Raw genomic sequence first — 23,028 nt, 5'->3', positions numbered from 1 at the left:
GTTGTTACTGACCCAAATTGAAGTTTACTTTTACAAAGCCAACTTGCTTGGTTGGTGCCTTGCTATCTGCTCGCCATTTATGAGATAAGGCTATTTTTTTTGCTGGTTCCAATAAACAGGAAGCTGTATTGGTTGTCCCTTTAACACCAGGAGTCGCTTCAATAACATCGCCATTTCTATTAACTACTATTTTCACGATAACCATTCCAGATTCATTACAATCTTGTTTAAATACTTTTTTTGTTGGAGCACCTCTGCCCTTTAAACCATAACCTACGCCTCCATTACCAGAACCTGGCTCTCCAAAATAACTTGCTGCATAAGGATCTCCATCTAATTGTCCTTTATCTCCTGCTTTATTATCGTCTCCTTCTCCTCCAGTTTCTTGTCCTTCAGATTTACTAACACCTCCAATTAAAGCATCTAATTTTTTCTTTTTAGCCTCTTTTTCAGCTTGCTCTTTTGCTAATTTGTCTGCTTCTGCTTTAGCTTTAGCATCTGCTTCAGCTTGAGCCTTTGCTTTAGCATCAGCAACCTTTTTTGCTTTCGCTTCTGCTTCTTTTTGTTTTTTTATGGCTATAGCTTCATCGTTATTTTCAGTTAAAACATCTTCGGCTTTTGTCTTAGCTGAAGCGGCTTCGGCTTGTTTCTGCTCAGGCTGTTTAACCGTTTCTTGTGGCTGTTTTTCAACTTCTCTTGGCTCAGATTTTATTGGCTTTGTTGGTTGCACGTCGCCACTTCCAAAATCCGTAGTTCCAAAATTTACAGCAACTCCATATTCTTCTGGAGGATCCATATATTGTGTACCAACAACAAACAACAACAAAATAATTAACACTGCAATAAGTGTTGTAATCTTTGCGGAATTACGCTCGTGTTTGGTCTCGAAATATTTCATGAATCTAATTAGGTTTCACTGCTAAAATAACCTTAAACTTGTTTCTATTAGCTATATCCATGACTTTAACAACATGTTCTACAGGTACTGATTTTTCAGCTCTTAAAACTAAAGTCGGCTTGTCTTCGGTAGATAAAGCCGCAATCAATTCAGATTCTAAGACGCTTTCTCCAACACGCTTTTGGTCTATATAGTAAGTCAAATCCTTTTTAATACTTACTGCAACCGATTTCTTATTTTCAGTTTTACCACTAGCTTTAGGGAGTAATATATCGATAGCATTAGTAGTCACTAAAGTAGACGCAAGCATAAAAAAGATAAGTAACAAAAAGACAATATCTGTCATAGACGACATATTGAACTCTGGTGTTACTTTATTTCTTCCTCTTAAATTCATTAAATAGGCTCGTTTAAGTGATCTAAAAATTCTAGCGAATTGGCCTCCATTTGATAAACAACTTTGTCTGTTTTTACCACCAAATGATTGTAAGCAATGTATCCTACAATTCCAACTATTAAACCTCCAACTGTTGTTGTCATGGCTGTATATAATCCATCGGCTAATAATTTAATATCTATTTGCCCTCCAGAATTAGCAATCTCAAAAATGGAAAGAATCATTCCAATAACAGTTCCAAGAAACCCAATCATTGGTGCTGCACCTGAAATGGTTGCAAGAACACTTACATTTTTTTCAAGTTCATAAATCTCTAAACGTCCGGCATTCTCAATAGCTGTATTAATGTCTTCTAAAGGTTTACCAATTCGCGTAATCCCTTTTCCAATTAGTCTTGAAACTGGTGAATTTTGTTGAGCACATAATACTTGAGCCGAATCTATTTTTCCATTTGTTACGTGGTCTTTTATTTGATTCATAAAGTTCGCATCCATTTTTGAAGCAGCTTTAATTGCAAATAATCTTTCGAAATAAATGTATGTGGCTACAATTAACAGCACAAATAAAATAGTGATTATAACCATACCAGCAGTTCCTCCACTAGTTATTAATTCTATAATGGATAATGTTTTTTCTACAGATTCGCCTTCATTCAGTAGCTCTGTACCTTCCTGTGCGCCTTGCATAATTGAATTTAACATAGATTCTATAATATATTTACGTTTATAACGTGTGTTTATTAATTAAATTATAATTAAAAGATGGTTCTAGTAAACATGAAAGCAATTGCTCCAACCAGAAAGCCAACAAATGCTAACCAAGCAATTTTTTTAAGGTACCAGAAAAAGTCAATTTTCTCCATTCCCATAGCAACAACTCCAGCAGCTGAACCAATAATTAACATACTTCCTCCTGTTCCGGCTGAGTAAGCTATAAAGTGCCATAATTCGTTATCAATAGGCTCTGTAAACATCCCCAAACTTGCGGCTACTAATGGCACATTATCTATAACTGCAGATCCAATACCTAGAAGCAACACCACCAAATCTGAAACGCCAGCATGATGTAGCTCCGTTCCTAACATTGGCATATTATCTTGTAAACTAGATGCAAAACCGAATAAAATTCCTAAAGATTCAAGTGCAGCAACAGCCATTAAAATTCCTAAAAAGAATAGGATACTTGGTAGCTCAATTTTAGATAGTGATGAATGTACAGGACTATGATGCCCTTGATGGTCTGCATTTTCATCTGTATTAAATGAAAGAGCAAATTTTGAATTACTGTACAACTCGGCAAAGATTGCTACAACCCCTAAAGCCAACATCATTCCTACATAAGGAGGTAAATGAGTGATGGTTTTAAAGATAGGTACGGAAACAATACCACCCAAACCTAAATACAACATGGTTGCACTAAATTTGCTTTTAGGTTTATCATCTTTATCTTCCTCATTATTTTCCAAATTGCCTTTAAAAGCAGGTAAAAATGAAGCGATAAAAGTTGGTACCAACATACATAATAATGAAGGTAAAAATAAATACACAAATAAATGACCAGTAGTCACCTTTTTGCCAATCCATAACATGGTTGTTGTAACATCTCCAATTGGAGACCATGCTCCTCCAGCATTTGCAGCTATCACAATTAAACCAACATACCAGATTCTTACATCTCTATCTTTTACTAATTTTTGTAAAATAGAAATTAAGACAATGGTAGCTGTTAAATTATCAATAATGGCAGAAAGGAAAAATGCTAAAAAGCCAAAAATCCATAAAATACGTTTTTTACTTTTAGTTTTAACAAAGCTTTTTATTGTTGCAAAACCGTCGAAATAGTCTATAATCTCTACAATGGTCATGGCTCCTAAAAGGAATACTAAAATTTCGGATGTTTTACCCAAATGATGCAATAAGGTTTCCTCCATTAAATGCATCTTTTCCTCATGGGCCAAGAGTCCAAAATTCTCTAAAAGAGAGTGTTTAGAAGAATCAAACCATTGGGTGAAGTGATCTAAGCCTAATGCAATCAAAGCCCAGCAGATAGCCATCATGACAAGGGCTGGAATAAGCTTATCAATTTTTAAATTGTGTTCTAAAGTAATGGCTAAGTAGCCTAATACAAATACTAATATGATAATTGTTTCCATAAAATTAACTATTAAATAAGTTGACTAAGTGCAATTTCGAATGCAGTTTCGCTAATATCGGTTTTAGATTTATTTTGATTATAAACATTTTGAATCGCTTTCCTAATGGTACTTGATGTGTCATTAAAAATAGCTTCATCAGTCATTTGAACGCGAGCTTCCATAAAATAAGCAAAAACTCGAGCCATACCACAATTAGATATAAAATCAGGAATTAAACTGACTCGTTTGTCTGTATGTTCCATGATTGGTCCAAAAAAGATTTCTTTGTCGGCAAATGGCACATTAGCACCACAAGAAATCACTTCCAAACCACTGTCAATCATTTGATCTATTTGATTTTTTGTAATTAATCTAGATGCAGCACAAGGTGCAAAGACTTCTGTTTGCAGAGACCAAATTTTTTCATTGATTTCTTCGAAAGGAATCACATTTTCGGCCACAAGTGTGTTGCCAGTTTTAGCTAAAAATAAATTGGTTATTTCTTCAAAAGTAAAGCCATCTTCATTAATCAATCCGCCAGAAATATCAATAATCCCAACAACCTTAGCTCCCATTTGAGTTAAATAAAAAGCGGCTGCTGCTCCTACATTTCCAAAACCTTGAACAACGGCTTTTTTACCAGCAACGCTTCCTCCATAAATGCTATAATATTGTTTTACTGCTTCGGCAACTCCAAAACCCGTAATCATATCTGCAATTGTATATTTTCTTTTAACACTTGGAGAGTAATTTGGATTTTCTATCACTTTAATTACGCCTTGTCTTAATTGACCAATTCTATTAATTTTATCTGCCTCTGTTGGTTTAAAATGGCCATTAAAAACACCTTCTTGTGGATGCCAGACACCACTTTCTTCGGTAATAGGAATAACTTCATGAATTTCATCAACATTTAAATCGCCACCAGTTCCATAATAGCTTTTTAGTAAAGGAGAAACAGCCTGAAACCAGCGCTGTAAAACCCCTTTTTTTCTTGGGTCTTTAGGGTCAAAATTAATACCAGATTTTGCGCCACCAATAGCAGGACCAGAGACAGTAAACTTCACTTCCATGGTTTTAGCTAAAGACAAAACTTCGTTCATGTCTAAGCCTTTTCGCATTCTAGTTCCACCTCCTGCTGCACCTCCTCTAAGCGAGTTGATAACAGTCCAACCTTCGGCATCTGTTTCTGGATCTTTCCAATTAAATATTATTTCTGGTTCTTTGTTTTCGTACTTCTGAAGTAATTCTTTCATTAGGTGAGGTTCATTTTAAAACAAATTGAAAGAAATGAAATATTAAAAACTCCATAAAAGAGAATTATCAATATGCTGACATTTCATTCGGATGATTAATGTGTAAATGTAAAAACAAATATAAAAAACTAATAGGCTACTTTATTAAAATTACAATAAATTTAATTATTAAAAATAACACCTGAACTATGATTGTAATTTGCTCCTGTTACACTTTGCAAACAATTGATTTCGTTCCGTAATTTTAAAACCCCTAAGAACCCGAAAACCAATGCCTCTTTAAATTCAACTAAGGCGTTTTCAGGAATTTCCAATGTGTTTGCTGTCTTTTTTTGAATGTTTTGTATTAAAAGCTGATGATATGCACCTCCACCCGTTATTAAAACACAAGCCTTTTCTTGATGATTGATGTTATTCGAAATCTGAATAGCAATATGTTCTACAAACGTTCTTAAAATAGTTTCAATTGGCAGTTTATAACCATCTATTAGTGGTATCGTGTTTTTATTCACCCATTCTAATCCCAAAGATTTTGGGGGTTCTTGCTTATAAAACTCTAATTCATTTAATTGATCTAAAAGTTTTTGATGGACACTTCCTCTTGAAGCGATGGTTCCTTTATCATCAAAATCAAATCCTAACTTAGACACATAATGATTTAAAACTATGTTTACAGGACAAATATCGTAAGCAACTCTTTGATTGTTTTTTTCAAATGAAATATTTGCAAAACCTCCTAAATTTAAACAAAAATCATATTTAGAGAATAACAACTTATCACCTATAGGAACTAACGGAGCTCCTTGACCACCTAAAGTTACATCTTGAACTCTAAAATTACAAACAATCGTACGCTGTAATATTTGAAATAAACTTGGCAAGTTACCAATTTGATAGGTCATCCCTTCTTCTGGTTGATGTAAAGCTGTGTGACCATGAGAACAAATAGCATCTAAATGTGTAATCTTATTTTCATGGATAAAATTTTGAATAATTCCTGCTAAATATTCTGTATACTTAATATCTATTTCTTGGAGTTCCTCAAGAGGTTTTAAAACTAAATGTTTAAGAGTATTAAACCATTCATTTGTATAAGCTAAGGTTTTAGAAGTGTGAATTTTAAAACTCCAATTGCCTTGAATAATATTAAAAGTAGCAAAAACCAAATCCACACCATCTAAAGACGTTCCAGACATAACACCAACAATACGATATTCAGTTTTATTCATATCCTGTAAAAATAACAATCCGTTTTGAAAAAATGCTAATAAAAAAGTATCTTTGTGCACTTTTAAATAATACTACAATCATAAGAAACTATGGATTTTAATCTTACAGAAGAACACATAATGATTCGCGATGCAGCTCGCGATTTTGCTCAAACCGAATTACTTCCTGGAGTTATAGAACGTGATAACGCACAAACCTTCCCAGAAAGCATTGTACGCAAAATGGGACAGCTTGGTTTTATGGGAATCATGGTCGATCCAAAATATGGAGGTTCTGGCATGGATGCCATTTCTTATGTGTTAATAATGGAAGAACTATCTAAAATAGACGCCTCAGCTTCTGTTATGGTTTCTGTAAATAACTCTTTGGTTTGTTATGGTTTAGAAGCTTATGGAAACGAAGCTCAAAAACAAAAATACCTTACCAAATTAGCTACAGGCGAAGTTATTGGTGCCTTTTGTTTAAGTGAGCCTGAAGCTGGTAGTGATGCCACTTCGCAAAAAACTACGGCTATAGACATGGGAGACCATTATGTTTTAAACGGAACAAAAAACTGGATTACCAATGGTGGTCGTGCAGAAGTTTACTTGGTTATTGCCCAAACAGATAAAGACAAAGGTCACAAAGGAATCAATGCATTTATTGTAGAAAAAGGCATGCCAGGATTCGATGTTGGTCCAAAAGAAGATAAATTAGGCATTAGAGGTAGTGATACACATACGCTACAATTTAACGATGTAAAAGTTCCTAAAGAAAATAGAATTGGGGAAGATGGCTTTGGATTTAAATTCGCCATGAAAACACTTTCTGGTGGTCGTATAGGAATTGCTGCTCAAGCCTTAGGTATTGCTTCTGGGGCATACGAATTAGCTTTAAAATATTCTAAAGAACGTAAAGCTTTTGGAACAGAAATTTGCAACCATCAAGCCATTGCTTTTAAAATAGCAGATATGGCAACCGAAATTGAAGCTGCAAGAATGCTAGTAATGAAAGCTGCCTGGGATAAAGACCAAGGAAACAACTACGACATGTCTAGCGCAATGGCAAAACTTTACGCATCGCAAGTAGCCATGACACATACAGTAGAAGCCGTGCAAATACATGGTGGAAATGGTTTTGTTAAAGAATATCATGTAGAACGTTTAATGCGTGATGCAAAAATCACTCAGATTTATGAAGGTACTTCTGAGATACAAAAAATTGTAATCTCAAGAGGAGTCTTAAGAGATTAACTTTTTATAAGAATACAATATATAGAATAAATTCAATTTCTAAAGTCCAAACTCAGGTTTGGACTTTTTTTTATATAATAAATTGAGATTTTAATTAACTACTACATGAATTAAGAAGCCTTGTTTAATGGAATAATAGAACTATCTGCTTCGTAGTATTTTTCAGATTTAATAACATTTAATAACCAATCAAAATGATTTTCAGATTTTCTGTTAAAACTGTAGTTTAAAGTCGCTTCCATAATAATAGAGTTTAAAATTGAACTAACTTAAAGTTACAGATAGAATAAATGTAATAATAATATTTTAGCCGAAGCGCAAATTTATTGCTTTAAAAAACATACAGTTACAAATAATTAAGACAAAATACATCGTCTTTAAGTAAAGACGATGTACACATTCAAAATAATTAAATTAATTACAAACTTTGCAGTCTTTTTTCTCTTTAATCTCTCCTACTAAATAGCCATTCGTATTCATTTTAAAATCGCAACATTCCATAAATCCTTGAGCAATTTGTTTTCTAGCTCTTTGTATTTGCGACTTAACAGTTGGAAGAGGTAATTTTAATTGTTTGGCAACCTCATCTTGTTTTAATCCTTTTATATCTGCTAGAAATAAAGGATCTCGATATTTTTTTGGTAAGCTTTTTATAATCCCATGCAAACAATCATGCTCCGTATGTTTGTTGTCGTTTTCCAAAAAAGGAACATCGATATTTGTTTCGTCAGTCGTTATTTTATGTTGCCTAAAGTAATCCAATACCGTAAATCTAGCTACAGAAAATAACCACGCTTTTAATTTCGCTTCATCTTTTAAAGTGTCTTTTTTGGTATGTACTTTAATAAAAGTGTCTTGAAGTAAATCGTCTGCAATAGAGCTGTCTTTTACTTTACTCAATATAAAGTATTTAACATCTTCTGCATACAAATTCCATATCGTTTGGGTAGTCATTTTTTTTTAAAATTAAAAAACAGCAACTTCTTTAGTATAAAATTACTAAAATAGTTGCTGTTTCTCTGTTAATTAGCATTCCTTAACAGTTGCAGTTAGCACAAGTGCAATTTTGACAAGTACAGTTTTTACAATTTCCATCTTTACAACCTGAGCAGTTGCAAGTACATTCGTTATTTTTCATTTAAATGATGTTTTTAAAATTCATATAATAGACGTTGAAGTATTAAAAAAGATGCAAAAGTTTCAAAAAAAAAAAAAAAAAACCTCACAAATCGAATGGGACTTGTGAGGTTTAAGGTTCTATAAACTTAAGTAATTCTCATACTTTTGTTATTTCAAAAAGACACTTCGACTGCGCTCAGCATAAGTGATTCACTCACTCTTCGTAAAAAAAACGAAAAGTGGTTCTTACCTACATATTCCGTCTATACTGACCTCCTACTTCAAATAAAGCAGAAGTTATTTCACCTAAAGAACACACTTTACAAACCTCCATCAAGGCTTCAAATATATTCTCGTTGTGAATAGCTCTGGTTTGAAGGTCTTTTAAAAGGTCTGTAGTATCATTTGCTTTATGCAAATTCTCTAAAGTTTTTATTTGAGATTGTTTTTCTTCTTCTGTAGCCCTAATAACTTCAGCAGGCTGAACCGTTGGAGAACCTTTTGAACTTAAGAAGGTGTTTACACCTATAATAGGGAATTCTCCATTATGCTTCAAGGTTTCATAATACAAACTCTCTTCTTGAATCTTAGAACGTTGGTACATAGTTTCCATAGCACCAAGAACGCCTCCTCTTTCAGTAATTCTATCAAATTCTACTAAAACAGCTTCTTCTACTAAGTCGGTTAATTCTTCTATAATAAATGACCCTTGAATCGGGTTTTCATTCTTAGCTAATCCTAATTCTTTGTTGATGATTAACTGAATAGCCATGGCTCGACGTACAGATTCTTCAGTTGGCGTGGTTATAGCTTCATCGTAGGCATTTGTATGTAACGAGTTACAGTTATCATAAATAGCATATAAAGCTTGAAGTGTGGTTCTAATATCATTAAAATCAATTTCCTGAGCATGTAAACTACGCCCTGATGTCTGAATGTGGTATTTCAACATTTGAGCTCTAGCATTAGCTCCATATTTATGTTTCATGGCTTTTGCCCAAATTTTTCTGGCTACACGACCAATTACAGCATATTCTGGATCGATACCATTCGAGAAGAAAAACGATAGGTTTGGACCAAATTTATTGATGTCCATACCACGAGATAAATAATACTCTACATAGGTAAATCCGTTAGAAAGCGTTAGCGCCAATTGGGTAATTGGGTTCGCTCCTGCCTCGGCAATATGGTAACCTGAAATAGACACCGAATAAAAATTACGCACATTATTCTCTATAAAATATTCTTGAACGTCACCCATTAATCGCAAAGCAAATTCCGTAGAGAAAATACAGGTGTTTTGTGCTTGATCTTCTTTTAAAATATCGGCTTGAACCGTTCCACGAACTTGAGCAATGGTTTTTGTTTTAATATCTAAATAGACATCGGCTGGTAAAACCTGATCACCAGTAACACCTAAAAGCATTAAACCTAAACCATTATTTCCTTCTGGGAGTTCACCAAGATATTTAGGTCTTTCTACACCTTTTTCTTTATAAATTTCAGCAATTTTTGCTTCAACTTCTTTTTCTAGTCCATTTTCTTTAATGTAAAATTCACATTGCTGGTCAATGGCTGCATTCATAAAAAATCCTAGCAACATAGGTGCTGGGCCATTAATTGTCATACTTACAGATGTCATGACATTTGCTAAGTCGAAACCAGAATACAGTTTCTTAGCATCGTCTAAACAACAGATAGATACTCCAGCATTTCCTATTTTTCCATAAATATCTGGACGTAAATCTGGATCGTTTCCGTAAAGCGTCACACTATCAAATGCTGTAGATAAACGCTTTGCAGGTAATCCAGCACTTACATAATGAAAACGACGGTTGGTACGCTCTGGACCACCTTCACCAGCAAACATTCTTGCTGGGTCTTCTCCTGTTCTTTTAAACGGATACAATCCAGAGGTATAAGGAAATTCTCCTGGCACATTTTCTTGCAAACACCATTTTAGAATATCTCCCCAAGCTTGATACTTAGGCAAAGCGACTCTTGGTATTTGTAAATGAGAAAGCGACTCTGTATGTGTCTCTATTTTTATTTCTTTATCTCTTACTTTAAAGGAATAAATAGGGTTTTTATATGTATTGACTTTTTCGCTCCAACCTGTAATCACTTCCCAGTTGTAAGGATCTAGGTTTAGTTTTACTCGGTCGAATTCGCCTACGAGTAATTTAATAAAGTCTTTCTGTTCTTTAGATTCTATAGATTTTGAATCTATACCAGCTTTGTCCAATTCGGGTGTGATTCCAGAAATGGACTCTATGGTTTTATAAATACCATAGAGTTTTTGAGCTACCTCAACTTGCTCATTTGCTGTTTTATCGTAAGCGCGATTGTTTTCAGAGATTTCAGATAAATAGCGAGTTCTTGCAGGTGGAATAACAAACACCTTTTCGCTCATTTCTTCTGTAATTTTAAAATCTGATTTTAATTTTACATTTGTTTTCTCAACCAACTCATCCATAATAGCTTTATAAAGCGTATTCATTCCAGGATCGTTAAATTGTGATGCAATGGTTCCAAAAACTGGTAAATCTTCAGGCTTGGCATCCCATAGCAAATGGTTGCGTACATATTGCTTTTTAACATCTCGTAAAGCATCTAAAGCTCCACGTTTATCAAATTTATTAATGGCTACCAAATCGGCAAAATCAAGCATATCAATTTTCTCCAATTGGGTGGCAGCTCCAAATTCTGGAGTCATTACATATAAAGATACATCTGAATGTTCAATAATTTCAGTATCAGACTGTCCAATACCAGAGGTTTCAAGAATAATTAAATCGTATTCAGCTGCTTTTAGCACTTCAATAGCTTCATGAACATATTTAGAAAGCGCCAAGTTCGATTGTCGCGTGGCCAAGCTTCGCATATAAACCCGAGAATTATTAATGGCATTCATACGAATTCTATCTCCTAAAAGCGCACCTCCTGTTTTTCTTTTTGAAGGATCGACAGAAATTAGACCTACTGTTTTTTTAGGAAAGTCTATTAAAAATCGGCGCACCAGCTCGTCTACTAATGACGATTTTCCAGCGCCTCCAGTTCCTGTAATTCCCAAAACAGGCGTTTTAGATGTCTTGTTCTTAGTATGTATTTTATCTAAAGTGTCTTTTGCTACTTCAGGAAAATTCTCTGCTGAAGAAATAACTCTTGCAATAGATTTAGCATTTTTCTTAGAGAGTAAATTAACGTCAACATCTAATACATCACCAATAGCAAAATCTGCTTGTTCAACCAAATCGTTAATCATTCCCTGAAGACCAAGAGCTCTTCCATCGTCTGGAGAATAGATGCGAGCAATTCCGTAATCCATTAATTCTTTAATTTCCGAAGGAAGAATGACTCCACCACCTCCACCAAAAATCTTAATGTGTTCGGCACCTCTCTCTTTCAACAAATCGTACATATACTTAAAGTACTCGTTGTGTCCACCTTGATAAGACGTTAAACAAATAGCATTAGCATCTTCTTGAATGGCTGTATTAACAACCTCTTCCACACTTCTATCATGTCCTAAATGAATCACTTCAACACCAGTAGACTGAATAATTCGTCTCATGATATTAATAGATGCATCGTGCCCATCAAATAGAGAGGCTGCTGTAACAATTCGTACTTTATGTTTGGGTTTATAAGGTGTTATGGCTTTCATGTATAGATCTTAATTTTTGTGGCACAAATTTACGCAATATTCAATAAATCTACCTTATTACTTTTATTTAATCCCATTCAGAATTAAATTTGAGTGCCTTATCTTTGTAAAAAAAAACACCTCATGATTAAAAAATATTTTCTCTTTTTATTAGTTATCAACTTTATGTCTTGTGCCGAATTGCAAGAAGTAGTCAATCAACTACCTGAAAGCACAACTGGAATTAGTAACACCCAAATCGCTGAAGGCTTAAGAGCAGCTTTAGACCAAGGTATTGATAAGCAAGTAACAAAGTTGACACAAACAGATGGATTTTATAAAAACGATTTGGTAAAAATATTGCTTCCTGAGGAATTACAGAAAGTAGACAAAGCGCTTAGAGATATTGGTTTAAGTTCATTAGCTGATGAAGGTTTAAAAGTTTTAAATCGTGCAGCTGAAGATGCGGTAAGCACAGCAACACCAATCTTTATAAATGCTGTTAAAGGCATAACATTTGCAGACGCGAAAAACATTCTTTTAGGAAATGATGATGCTGCAACACGGTATTTAGCTGGAAGAACTGAATCTGCACTTTACACTGAATTTCATCCCGTAATAAACAACTCTTTCAAAAAAGTTGGAGCAGATCAAATTTGGTCTAATTTAATTAATAAATACAACAACATACCATTTACATCTAATGTAAATCCTGATTTAACAGACTATGTTACTGAAGAAGCACTAAAAGGAGTTTATAAAATGATTGCGGTTGAAGAAAAAGACATTAGAACCAAATATACTTCTAGAACTACCGATTTATTAAAACAGGTATTTGCGCTACAAGATTAATATATAAAACTCAGTTCATTAAAACTTTAACTTAAATTGACATTAAGCTAACATAGACCAAGTACAAAAACGTCATCTTTGTACTGATTTTATTTCAAAAAGTTAATTTCACATCCCTTGTGATTCATTTGAATTAAGTTAGTTAGTTATTAAATTAAAATCGATTCGCAACGGATCGATTTTTTTTTATAAAAAAACCAAACATTTAACTTGCTGAATTCTATTATTTTAGATATATTTAATTCTCAAAGGTGTAAGCAATGGAAAATTCAAACAAAATAAAAGAAAACCAAGTCAAGTTACAAAAACGCTACAAACGCCTTATTGAAAAAGCTTATAATCTTCGAGAAACCGATTGTGCATTGAGTGATATATCGGAGTTTAAAGCTATCAAACTCTTAAACAAATTAAATAGATTAAACTATTTAAGCAGAGAACCTGTAAAACAACAGCACTTATAAGTAATTAATTTTTGCAATTTAATGGGTTTCTTTTTCTATAAAGATTCAAGTCTTAATGACTTAAAATATTGAAAAGACTTAGCCAATCTAGAGCCATACCACGAAAATAATTCTCCATCTACCAATAACACTTTAGCATGAGGGAATTGTAGTTTCATACTCTCAATGTGTACTTTCTTAAACGGAAAGGGCTCAGTTGAAAGCATAATAACCTCTACATCTGTTCCAAGATCTTTTTCTAAATCGATTTCTGGATATCTTTCTAAAGCTCTAAAGTGGTTTTCAAATTTACCAACAGCCATTAAAGCATTTATAAAATTATTCTGTGCTGCAACCATCCACGGATTTTTCCAAATAAAATAGGCTGTTTTTAATTTTGGTTGGTCTTTTATAAAGTCTTGAAATTCTTCTTGTTCTTTTTTAATGGTAGCAATAATTTCTTTAGCATTCTCTTCGACTGAAAATAATGCTCCATACATACGAATTAACTCCAAACAGTCTTCAATATTATAAATATCGCTAATATGCACTGGAGCTATTTTTTCTAGTTCCAAAATCATCTCTTGCGTATTTTCCTCTTTATTACACAAAATAATGTCTGGCTGAAGCGCTTTTATTTTATCGAAATGCACGTGCTTGGTTCCTCCAACAACATCAATATTAGAAATGAGATGTCGTGGATGAACACAGAATTTAGTAATACCAACTATGGAAGGTTCCAAATCTAAATCATACAGTAACTCCGTTTGTGAAGGTACTAAGGAAACTATCCGTTTAGGAGTACGTTTTATTTGAATGGTTCTATTTAGTTGGTCTTTCATTTGTAAGATTACCACATTTCGACTACGCTCAATGCTAGCTAATTTTCAATCAGATAATTGACTTTTAATAATCTTTTCCATTTCCTTTTGAAGATCTTTTGCTTTTATAGCAGCAGCTTCAGCAAAATCTTTTTTATTTGAAGCATAAATAATACCTCTTGAAGAATTGATAAGTAAGCCTACATTTTTGTTTAAACCAAATGTACAAACATCTTGTAAGTTTCCACCTTGTGCTCCAACACCAGGAACTAGTAAAAAGCTATCTGGAACGATGTTTCTAATATCTGCAAAATATTCTGCTTTGGTGGCTCCAACCACATACATTAAGTTTTTAGAGTTCTCCCAAGATTTAGACGTTTCCAGAACCTGTTTGTATAATTCTTTTCCTTCAACCGTTTTCGTTTGAAAATCGAAAGCACCTTGATTTGAAGTTAAAGCCAACATGATGGTATGTTTGTTTTCAAAAGCCAAAAAAGGTTCTATAGAATCTTTTCCCATATATGGAGCAACAGTAACGCTATCAAACCCTAAATCATCAAAAAAAGCTTTGGCATACATGCTACTTGTATTTCCAATATCACCACGTTTAGCATCTGCAATAGTGAATATTTCAGGATGGTTATAATTTAAATATTTAATGGTTTTCTCTAAAGATTCCCATCCTTTTAATCCATAAGCTTCATAAAAAGCAGTGTTTGGTTTATAAGCAACACATAAGTGATGTGTTGCGTCGATAATAGCTTTATTAAATGCGAAAATGGGATCTTCTTCTTTTAATAAATGTTGTGGGATTTTATTTAAATCAACATCCAATCCAATACATAGAAAGGATTTCTTTTTTTTGATTTGTTCTGTTAGTTGTTTTGTTGTCATTTTATAAAAAAAGCCTCAAAAAAGAGGCTAGGTTTTAAATTACATCAGTGCTTGCTTTTAACTTTTCGGTGTTTTCAGCCAACTGAAGTTCGTCAATAATACGTTGAATATCGCCATTTACAATATTACTTAAATCGTATAAAGTCAGTCCAATTCTATGATCTGTTACACGACCTTGAGAATAATTATAGGTTCTAATTTTAGCTGACCTATCTCCAGAACTAACCATAGAGCCACGTTTTTCAGCATCTTCAGCATTTTTCTTTGCCAACTCCATATCGTACAATCTAGAACGTAACACCTTAAAGGCTTTCTCTTTATTCTTATGTTGCGATTTTTGGTCCTGGCATTGTGCTACCAAACCTGTTGGAATATGTGTTAAACGTACAGCAGAATAGGTAGTGTTTACAGATTGACCTCCTGGACCAGACGAACAGAAAAAATCGATACGTACGTCTTTTGGGTTAATTTCCACATCAAACTCTTCAGCTTCTGGAAATACCATAACTGTTGCTGCACTAGTATGAACACGTCCTTGAGTTTCTGTTTGTGGCACACGTTGCACACGATGCACGCCAGCTTCAAATTTTAAAGTTCCATATACATCATCACCAGTTACTTCAAATTGAATTTCTTTGAAACCTCCATTGGTACCTTCGCTGTAATCTACAGTGTCGATTTTCCAACCCTTGCTTTCACAATATTTGGAATACATTCTAAACAAATCCCCAGCAAAAATACTGGCCTCATCACCTCCTGTTCCTGCTCGTAATTCAACGACAGCATTTTTAGTGTCTTCAGGGTCTTTAGGTATTAGAAGCACCTTTATTTCGTCTTCTAATTTAGGAATCCCTTCTTTGGCTTCATCATACTGCAATTTAGCCATATCCACCATTTCAGGATCGCTTCCATCTGCAATAATTTCTTCTGCTTCTTTTAAGTTATTCGTCAACGCTATATACTGTTCACGTTTGTCCATTAAGACACGTAAATCTTTATATTCTTTATTTAATTCTACATAACGCTTTTGATCTGTCATTATATCTGGTTGGATAATTAAATCGCTAACCTCATCAAAACGTTGTTTTACTATTTGTAATTTATCTAACATGTATTATTCTAAATTGTGTGTCAAAAATACGATAATTTATGGATTTTATAATTTTTTAGATTCTTCAATTTTTAGCTAAAAGATTTATTAGAAAATATTTTTCTTAAAAAGGCGTTTTTATTCTATGATGCAGCGATTAGGAGCCATATTTATATTTTATAAACCTTATATATTTTGGTCTTTTGGTATAACCCTTTTTTTAATAGCTTTTAAATCCAATTTAGTAGTTATCTATATCGCAAAATTCTTTTTAACTGCTTTTTTATGGTATTTCCTTTCAGAAACCACTGCTAAACGCAAACTTCTTTTCTATAAAAACCTTGGGATATCTTCTTTAAAACTTTTCGGGATCATGTATTTAATTGATATCTTTATAACTAGTCTTTTATTTAAATTGATTAGTGTTTTTATATGATTTTAGAATTAGATAATGTCGAATTTTATTTTAAAGAAAAACGCATTCTCAATGGCATCTATCTTAAAGCGCAAACAGGCGAAGTTACTGGCATACTAGGAAGTAATGGCAGTGGTAAAAGTTGCATACTGAATATTATTTTTGGCACACTGAAACCAAAATACAAACTGATTCGTTTAGACAACAAGCCCATTTTAAAACCACTTTATCAAACAAAACTGGTGAAGTATCTACCTCAACTGCCTATAGCACCTAATAGCTTGAAACTAAAAACTGCTTTCAAATTATTTCAAGTAAATTGGGAGGAATTTACGTCGCATTTTGAAACCTTTACAATTTATAAAAATAATAGACTCAGACAGCTTTCTGGGGGTGAACGCCGAGTAGTAGAGACCTATTTACTTTTAAAAAGTTCCACAAAAATCATTCTTTTAGATGAACCTTTTTCGCATGTGGCCCCTTTGTATATACAAACCATAAAAAAACTAATTTCGGAAGAAAAGCAACGAAAAATCATCATTATTACCGATCATCTATATCGAGATATTATCGACACAAGCGATAATTTGTATTTAATAAAAGATGGAAACTCTAAATTAATCACAGACTTAAAAATGCTTGAAGATTTTAAATACATCAGTCAAAATACCTTTTAAAAAAAGAAACTATTTCCATTGAAATAGCTTCTTATTTTCTACATATTTATATGGACTATCCACATTTAGATGAACCACAGTCTTTACAAGTTAAGCAGCCCTCTTGATAAATTAAATTTTCAGAACTACAGTTAGAACACATTTGTCCTTTGGCATGAGTTCCATCTTCCACATAACGTTTTATGGCACGAACCACACCGTTTTTCCATGTATTTATAGATTCGCTATCCAATTGTAAGCTATTTATTAAATCTACAATTTTATCAATAGGCATCCCATGACGCAAGGTACTTGAAATCAGTTTCGCATAATTCCAATATTCTGGGTTGAATTTATGAGACAGACCTTCAATTGTCGTTTTATAGCCTCTTATATTTTTATATTGAAAATCGTAACGAGAGCTACCATCTTCATTTCTATTTTTAATTATAAGCCCTTTGTTTGCCCATCTTGGTATTAAAATACCATCTTCATCATCAGCAAGACCCGTAAACACTTCATAAGGTTTTCCGTCAATTAAGCCTATAAAAGCAATCCATTTTTCTTTATTATTTTGAAAGCGAACCACATCTGCCTCTAACACTTGAGGTCTTTTTGTTGGAAAATGAGTTAAGGTTTCCTGTTCTTCTTCTTTCTTTTCTTCGTTTGAAATTAAAACACCAGAACGTGAACCATCACGATAAACAGTTACTCCTTTACAACCTGCTTCCCATGCTTCCATATATAATTGCCCTACCAACTCTTCGGTAGCATCATTTGGTAAATTGATGGTCACACTAATAGAATGGTCTACCCATTTTTGTACAGCACCTTGCATGCTTACTTTACTCATCCAATCGACATCGTTAGAGGTCGCTTTGTAGTAAGGTGACTTTTTAACCATAGCATCTAGTTCCTTTTGGTCGTAATTATTCGAAACCTCAAAACCATTCACTTCCATCCATTGTTTAAATCTGTGATGGAATACCACATATTCCTCCCAAGAGTCTCCTACTTCATCCACAAAATCTACGCGTACATTTTTATCGTTAGGGTTTACTTTTCTTCTACGTTTGTAAACTGGCATAAAAACAGGTTCAATTCCTGAAGATGTCTGGGTCATTAAACTAGTAGTTCCTGTAGGAGCAATGGTTAACAAAGCAATATTTCTACGTCCATGTTCCAACATTTCGTAATACAGCTTATCATCTGCTTCTTTTAAACGTTGGATAAATGGATTGTTTTTTTCACGTTCAGCATCAAAAATGGCGAAAGCCCCTCTATCTTTTGCTGCATAAACTGAAGCTCTATATGCTTCAATTCCTAATGTTTTGTGTACTTCAACAGAAAAAGCATTTCCTTCTTTACTTCCATATTTAATTCCTAAAGCAGCAAGCATATCACCTTCAGCAGTGATGCCTATTCCAGTTCTACGACCTTCGTTTGCTTTGGTTTGAATATTTAACCATAAATTTCTTTCAATTGCCTTTACTTCATCGGCTTCTGGGTCTGCATCAATTTTAGCTATAATAGCGTCTATTTTTTCCAATTCAAGATCGATAATATCATCCATAATACGTTGTGCGACATGGATGTGTTTTTTAAACAATTCGAAATTAAAAGATGCTTGCTCAGTAAACGGATTTTCTACATAAGAAAATAAATTAATAGCTAACAGTCTGCAAGAATCATATGGACACAACGGAATTTCGCCACACGGATTTGTAGACACCGTTTTATAACCTAAATCTGCATAACAATCTGGAACCGATTCGTTGATAATGGTGTCCCAAAATAAAATACCTGGTTCAGCTGATTTCCATGCGTTATGAACAATCTTTTTCCAAATTTTATTGGCTTCAATGGTTTTTGAGAATTTTGGGTTTTGACTAAAAATTGGATATTTCTGAGTATAGGTTGAATTCGCTTTTACAGCTTTCATAAACTCGTCATCAATTCTTACCGAAACATTAGCTCCAGTCACTTTACCTTGCTCTAATTTAGCATCAATAAAGTTTTCGGAATCTGGATGATTAATTGAAACCGATAACATTAAAGCTCCTCGACGGCCGTCTTGCGCCACTTCGCGAGTTGAATTAGAATAACGCTCCATAAAAGGTACAATGCCTGTAGAGGTTAACGCTGAATTTTTTACAGGAGAGCCCTTAGGGCGAATGTGAGATAAATCGTGACCAACTCCTCCACGGCGTTTCATAAGTTGCACCTGTTCTTGGTCAATCTTCATGATACCACCATAGGAATCTGAATCACCTTCATTTCCTATCACGAAACAATTTGAAAGCGATGCGATTTGGTATGGATTACCAATTCCAGCCATCGGGCTTCCTTGAGGCACGATGTATTTAAAATCTTTAATTAAATCGAAAATAGTTTCTTCGGATAATGGATTTGGATATCGCGACTCAACTCTTGCTATTTCCTTAGCAATACGTTTGTGCATATCGTTTGGTGTTAACTCGTATAAATTACCTTTAGAATCTTTCAAAGCATATTTATTGATCCAAACGCGAGCAGCTAAATCATCGCCTTTAAAATATTTTACTGAGGCCTGAAAGGCATCATCTTGTGAATAAGTAGGAGGAAGTACTTTCTCTTGGGTTTTTGTTGGCATGTTTTGGATTAATTAAAAAATTTATATTCTTTTTTTGAAAACATAAAGAACGTAAAAATTTTACACTTAAAACATGACTAAAATCATAAAGTTTACAAGAAATTTACATAAAATCCTGTTTATCAGTAGTGTAAAAATTTATTAACAATAAAAAGTTCACAAATTTTTTATTTTTTATTAAAAGTCAACAACCACGCCTACACCAAGGATTTGCTTCCATTGCACCATTGCTCCTTTGGTTTCATACTCATCTATCTCTTCTGTTTCAACCAGAGTTTTTACATCGTTATCATACTTTAAGTGGGAACCAAAATTAGCTTTCATGAAGTTATTAACTTTAAAATCGAAATTAATTTGCCAATCGATATCAATATTTCCAAACTCGTTTATATAATCTGTATAAAAACTAACATAATTAGTAAGTAAGACATTCTGAAAAATTTCTTTTTCGTAGATACTTGTTAATAAAATTCCAAATTCATTTCTAATGCGCTCTCCTTCTTCAAGTATGTTCCCTTGATCATCATAAACTGCAGGAGTAACTCCAAAAGAACCAGAATTAGCCAACGTATCGTCTAAAACAAACGTTGTTTTAACAGTTAGGGGTGAAAAGTAAAACGAAAACTCTTCAATGTTTTTTCCATATTCAATTCCTCCTCCAACAAACAAATAACCTGGAGCCATAAATCTGGACAAAACATTTGTATCGTCTGGATAATTATACCCTTTAGTGAATTGTGTTTTAAAATGAAATCTGGAAGAAAAAAACCAATTGGTAAATTCGTTCCTTCTAAAGCCTAAGGTAGAGCTTACATCCAGGATATCATCCGTTTTTCTTAAGCCTTGATTTTCTTGCTTATTAATTCCATAACGAGAAATTAAAATACTTTGCCACACGAGATGTCTATACCTATATTTTAAAGCGCTTTCAAAGTTGAACAATGCTGATATAGAATTACTACCTCCTGCATTCCAATTAACAAAAGCCACTTCACTTAGAAGCACACTAGCTTTGTTGTTTTGAGACCATTTAGGAATATTGATGTTTTCAGTCTTAAAATATAAAGAATCTGGCTGAGCAATGATACACTGAAAACTTACGATAGATAAAATGAATAGAAACTTCTTCATTAACCCGAATTTTTAAAAACTAATAATTGAACTCTCCGTATTGACTTGATATGGTTAACTGTTTTGCATCTGAAGCCTCAACACGACCAATTATTTTAGCATCCACTTGAAACGATTTTGAAATACTTATAATATCTTGAGCTACTTCTGGCGCTACATACAGCTCCATACGATGGCCGCAATTGAACACCTGATACATTTCCTTCCAATCTGTTTTAGATTGCTCTTGAATAAGCTTAAACAAAGGAGGAACTGGAAACATATTATCTTTAATGATATGAAGATTATCGATAAAATGAAGAATTTTTGTTTGAGCTCCACCTGAACAATGAATCATTCCATGGATATCTTTACTATTATATTTGGATAAGATGTTTTTAATAATTGGCGCATAAGTTCTCGTAGGAGAAAGCACTAATTTCCCTGCATCAATAGGCGAATTTTCCACAGTATCAGTTAGCTTAACCTGCCCTGAATAAACCAAATCTTCCGGAACAGTGGCATCAAAACTCTCTGGGTACTTAGTAGCAAGGTATTTATGAAACACATCATGTCTAGCAGAAGTTAAGCCATTACTCCCCATACCTCCATTATACTCTTTTTCATAGGATGCTTGGCCAAACGATTCTAAACCAACAATCACATCGCCTGCCTGTATGTTAGCATTATCTATAACATCTTTACGTTTTATTCTAGCTGTTACTGTAGAATCTACAATAATAGTTCGTACTAAATCTCCAACATCTGCAGTTTCTCCTCCTGTTGAATGAATGGTTACACCAAATGATTTAAGATCTGAAATAAGTTCTTCTGTTCCATTAATTATAGCAGCAATCACTTCTCCAGGAATCAGGTTCTTATTTCTTCCAATTGTAGACGACAACATGATATTATCTGTTGCACCAACACACAGCAAATCGTCAATATTCATGATAAGTGCATCCTGAGCAATACCTTTCCAAACTGAAATATCTCCTGTCTCTTTCCAATACATATAAGCTAATGCACTTTTTGTACCAGCTCCATCTGCATGCATAACCAAGCAATAATCAGAATCATTTGTTAAATAATCTGGCACAATCTTACAGAAAGCCTTAGGAAAAAGCCCCTTATCGATATCTTTTATGGCATTATGAACATCTTCTTTTGAGGCAGAAACACCTCTTTGAGAATACCTTTTGCTTATTTCTTCGCTCATGACGTTTTATTGAAATGCAAAAGTAATAATTGTTATTTACTTAATTGTTAATTATAGGATTGGAATTGATAATTGTAGGCTCGTTTCTATCAGTTTTAACTTTTCTTTTAGAACCTCCAAAATAATAATTAAGTCCCAAAGCCATTCTCCAATAAACATCGTCTGAATTTCCATAAATTCTACCATCAAGCTCATCACTAAAAAGCAAATTATAATCTGAAAATAATTTAATACCTATTTTATCTGAAATAAGATACTCAACACCTAATCCTCCTTGTGCTTTTGCTTCCGATTGCTCAAAATAGTTAGAGGCATTTACGCCTCCTCCAACAAACACATAAGGTGTGAATTTTTTGTCTGGAAAGATAGTCCCTTCCAAGTTTACATCGAAAGACATATACCCTTCATTAAAAGCATCCTTGAAAGCAATGTTAAACTTATTATAACTGAAATTAATATTTAAATGAGGAACTACATATCTTTTATAACCAAAATGCATGTAAATTTCAAACATGGGATTTGAATAATCTCCATTTGGGACTGCAGTCCCAAAAGCCATATCTACCACATTATCCCCTCTCAATGTATTAAACCCTAATTTTAATTTACTACTCTTTTGAGCCATTCCATTCAAACCTGCTAAACCAAGGAATATTAGAATTAAATATTTATAACACCTTTGCTTTTTTTTCATTTTAAAAGAATTTTTCTTTCAATAACACGCTATAATTCAGTGCAATATAACAAATAATCAATAAGTTAGACTTGAAAACAAATATATTGCCTGGTAAATAAAAAAAGTGCACACATAAAAAAAAAACACTCTATAAGTTAAATTTTGCAATTTAACTTATAGAGTGTTTTAATTATATCTTTAAAAATAAAGAATATTTAAATGGTATTTTCCATTAAATAAATAATATTAAATCTATAAAGCTGGTTGTTCGTGAACTACCAGGTCGTGTTGTGCATTCACTTTTGTATTTT

At 33.4% G+C, this 23,028-nt stretch carries 20 protein-coding genes; 4 read left to right on the top strand and 16 right to left on the bottom strand.

Annotation, left to right across the window (positions count from 1 at the left end):
* Positions 1-4: 4 nt before the first annotated feature.
* The 6 genes from tolA to ACI5KZ_RS01175 all read right to left on the bottom strand — a co-directional run bounded on the left by tolA (position 5) and on the right by ACI5KZ_RS01175 (position 5,914).
* Positions 5-898, bottom strand: a complete 894-nt coding sequence (gene tolA / locus ACI5KZ_RS01200) for a cell envelope integrity protein TolA (RefSeq protein WP_109307703.1) — start codon at positions 896-898, stop codon at positions 5-7.
* Between the two features lie 4 nt (positions 899-902).
* Positions 903-1,295 (bottom strand): biopolymer transporter ExbD, encoded by a 393-nt coding sequence (locus ACI5KZ_RS01195; protein ID WP_109307702.1) that lies wholly within the window; start codon positions 1,293-1,295, stop codon positions 903-905.
* The gene (locus tag ACI5KZ_RS01190; protein WP_406846641.1) at positions 1,295-1,996 is read right to left on the bottom strand and encodes a MotA/TolQ/ExbB proton channel family protein; all 702 of its coding nucleotides are present in this window, start codon (positions 1,994-1,996) and stop codon (positions 1,295-1,297) included. Before ACI5KZ_RS01190 ends, ACI5KZ_RS01195 begins: the two co-directional genes overlap by 1 nt.
* Positions 1,997-2,049: 53 nt before the next feature.
* Positions 2,050-3,447 (bottom strand): sodium:proton antiporter NhaD, encoded by a 1,398-nt coding sequence (gene nhaD, locus ACI5KZ_RS01185; RefSeq protein WP_109307701.1) that lies wholly within the window; start codon positions 3,445-3,447, stop codon positions 2,050-2,052.
* Positions 3,448-3,458: 11 nt separating this feature from the next.
* Positions 3,459-4,685, bottom strand: coding sequence for a Glu/Leu/Phe/Val dehydrogenase dimerization domain-containing protein (locus ACI5KZ_RS01180; RefSeq protein WP_109307700.1), 1,227 nt, complete (start codon positions 4,683-4,685; stop codon positions 3,459-3,461).
* 161 nt (positions 4,686-4,846) lie between these two features.
* Entirely contained in the window at positions 4,847-5,914 is a 1,068-nt protein-coding gene (locus tag ACI5KZ_RS01175) for an anhydro-N-acetylmuramic acid kinase (protein ID WP_406846640.1), read from the bottom strand.
* 90 nt (positions 5,915-6,004) lie between these two features.
* Here ACI5KZ_RS01175 and ACI5KZ_RS01170 point away from each other — a divergent pair, with 90 nt between their 5' ends.
* Positions 6,005-7,147, top strand: coding sequence for an acyl-CoA dehydrogenase (locus ACI5KZ_RS01170; protein ID WP_109307699.1), 1,143 nt, complete (start codon positions 6,005-6,007; stop codon positions 7,145-7,147).
* A gap of 110 nt (positions 7,148-7,257) precedes the next feature.
* On the opposite strand, the gene ACI5KZ_RS01165 is transcribed toward ACI5KZ_RS01170, so the two are convergent.
* The 3 genes from ACI5KZ_RS01165 to ACI5KZ_RS01155 form a co-directional block, all read right to left on the bottom strand.
* The gene (locus ACI5KZ_RS01165) at positions 7,258-7,389 is read right to left on the bottom strand and encodes a hypothetical protein (protein ID WP_406846639.1); all 132 of its coding nucleotides are present in this window, start codon (positions 7,387-7,389) and stop codon (positions 7,258-7,260) included.
* A gap of 172 nt (positions 7,390-7,561) precedes the next feature.
* Positions 7,562-8,101 carry a sigma-70 family RNA polymerase sigma factor gene (locus tag ACI5KZ_RS01160; protein ID WP_109307698.1) on the bottom strand — a complete coding sequence of 180 codons (540 nt, stop codon included), beginning with the start codon at positions 8,099-8,101 and terminating at the stop codon, positions 7,562-7,564.
* A gap of 415 nt (positions 8,102-8,516) precedes the next feature.
* Positions 8,517-11,933 (bottom strand): methylmalonyl-CoA mutase family protein, encoded by a 3,417-nt coding sequence (locus ACI5KZ_RS01155; protein WP_406846638.1) that lies wholly within the window; start codon positions 11,931-11,933, stop codon positions 8,517-8,519.
* A gap of 123 nt (positions 11,934-12,056) precedes the next feature.
* Between ACI5KZ_RS01155 and ACI5KZ_RS01150 the strand changes: the two genes are divergently transcribed.
* Together ACI5KZ_RS01150 and ACI5KZ_RS01145 are read left to right on the top strand one after the other, a co-directional pair.
* Positions 12,057-12,764, top strand: a complete 708-nt coding sequence (locus ACI5KZ_RS01150; RefSeq protein ID WP_109307696.1) for a DUF4197 domain-containing protein — start codon at positions 12,057-12,059, stop codon at positions 12,762-12,764.
* A gap of 260 nt (positions 12,765-13,024) precedes the next feature.
* Complete coding sequence (locus ACI5KZ_RS01145; RefSeq protein ID WP_109307695.1) at positions 13,025-13,225, top strand: Lacal_2735 family protein; 201 nt, start codon at positions 13,025-13,027, stop codon at positions 13,223-13,225.
* A gap of 35 nt (positions 13,226-13,260) precedes the next feature.
* Here the strand turns inward: ACI5KZ_RS01145 and ACI5KZ_RS01140 are convergent, their stop codons facing one another.
* The 3 genes from ACI5KZ_RS01140 to prfA are packed head-to-tail and all read right to left on the bottom strand — an operon-like array spanning position 13,261 to position 16,030.
* A complete protein-coding gene (locus ACI5KZ_RS01140; protein WP_406846637.1) occupies positions 13,261-14,046 on the bottom strand; it encodes an ABC transporter substrate-binding protein in 786 nt (261 codons plus the stop codon).
* A gap of 45 nt (positions 14,047-14,091) precedes the next feature.
* Positions 14,092-14,919, bottom strand: a complete 828-nt coding sequence (pyrF, locus tag ACI5KZ_RS01135; RefSeq protein ID WP_406846636.1) for an orotidine-5'-phosphate decarboxylase — start codon at positions 14,917-14,919, stop codon at positions 14,092-14,094.
* A 34-nt stretch (positions 14,920-14,953) separates the two neighbouring features.
* Positions 14,954-16,030 carry a peptide chain release factor 1 gene (gene prfA, locus ACI5KZ_RS01130; RefSeq protein WP_406846635.1) on the bottom strand — a complete coding sequence of 359 codons (1,077 nt, stop codon included), beginning with the start codon at positions 16,028-16,030 and terminating at the stop codon, positions 14,954-14,956.
* A 411-nt stretch (positions 16,031-16,441) separates the two neighbouring features.
* Here prfA and ACI5KZ_RS01125 point away from each other — a divergent pair, with 411 nt between their 5' ends.
* Positions 16,442-17,101, top strand: a complete 660-nt coding sequence (locus tag ACI5KZ_RS01125) for an ATP-binding cassette domain-containing protein (RefSeq protein WP_406846634.1) — start codon at positions 16,442-16,444, stop codon at positions 17,099-17,101.
* Between the two features lie 55 nt (positions 17,102-17,156).
* Here the strand turns inward: ACI5KZ_RS01125 and ACI5KZ_RS01120 are convergent, their stop codons facing one another.
* The 4 genes from ACI5KZ_RS01120 to ACI5KZ_RS01105 form a co-directional block, all read right to left on the bottom strand.
* Positions 17,157-19,712: an adenosylcobalamin-dependent ribonucleoside-diphosphate reductase gene (locus tag ACI5KZ_RS01120; protein ID WP_406846633.1), complete on the bottom strand. Its 2,556-nt coding sequence runs from the start codon at positions 19,710-19,712 to the stop codon at positions 17,157-17,159.
* A gap of 177 nt (positions 19,713-19,889) precedes the next feature.
* On the bottom strand, positions 19,890-20,843 hold the full coding sequence (locus tag ACI5KZ_RS01115) for a DUF3078 domain-containing protein (RefSeq protein ID WP_109307689.1): 954 nt from the start codon (positions 20,841-20,843) through the stop codon (positions 19,890-19,892).
* A gap of 19 nt (positions 20,844-20,862) precedes the next feature.
* On the bottom strand, positions 20,863-22,041 hold the full coding sequence (locus tag ACI5KZ_RS01110) for an AIR synthase related protein (RefSeq protein WP_406846632.1): 1,179 nt from the start codon (positions 22,039-22,041) through the stop codon (positions 20,863-20,865).
* Between the two features lie 40 nt (positions 22,042-22,081).
* Positions 22,082-22,735, bottom strand: a complete 654-nt coding sequence (locus tag ACI5KZ_RS01105; RefSeq protein WP_406846631.1) for a Curli production assembly/transport component CsgG — start codon at positions 22,733-22,735, stop codon at positions 22,082-22,084.
* Positions 22,736-23,028: the final 293 nt, after the last annotated feature.

Origin of the sequence: Xanthomarina sp. GH4-25 (genome assembly GCF_045363175.1) — a bacterium.
In the GTDB taxonomy this organism is placed as follows: domain Bacteria; phylum Bacteroidota; class Bacteroidia; order Flavobacteriales; family Flavobacteriaceae; genus Xanthomarina.
Note: the sequence above shows the minus strand (reverse complement) of the source record. Positions and strands in the feature narration are given on the sequence as shown.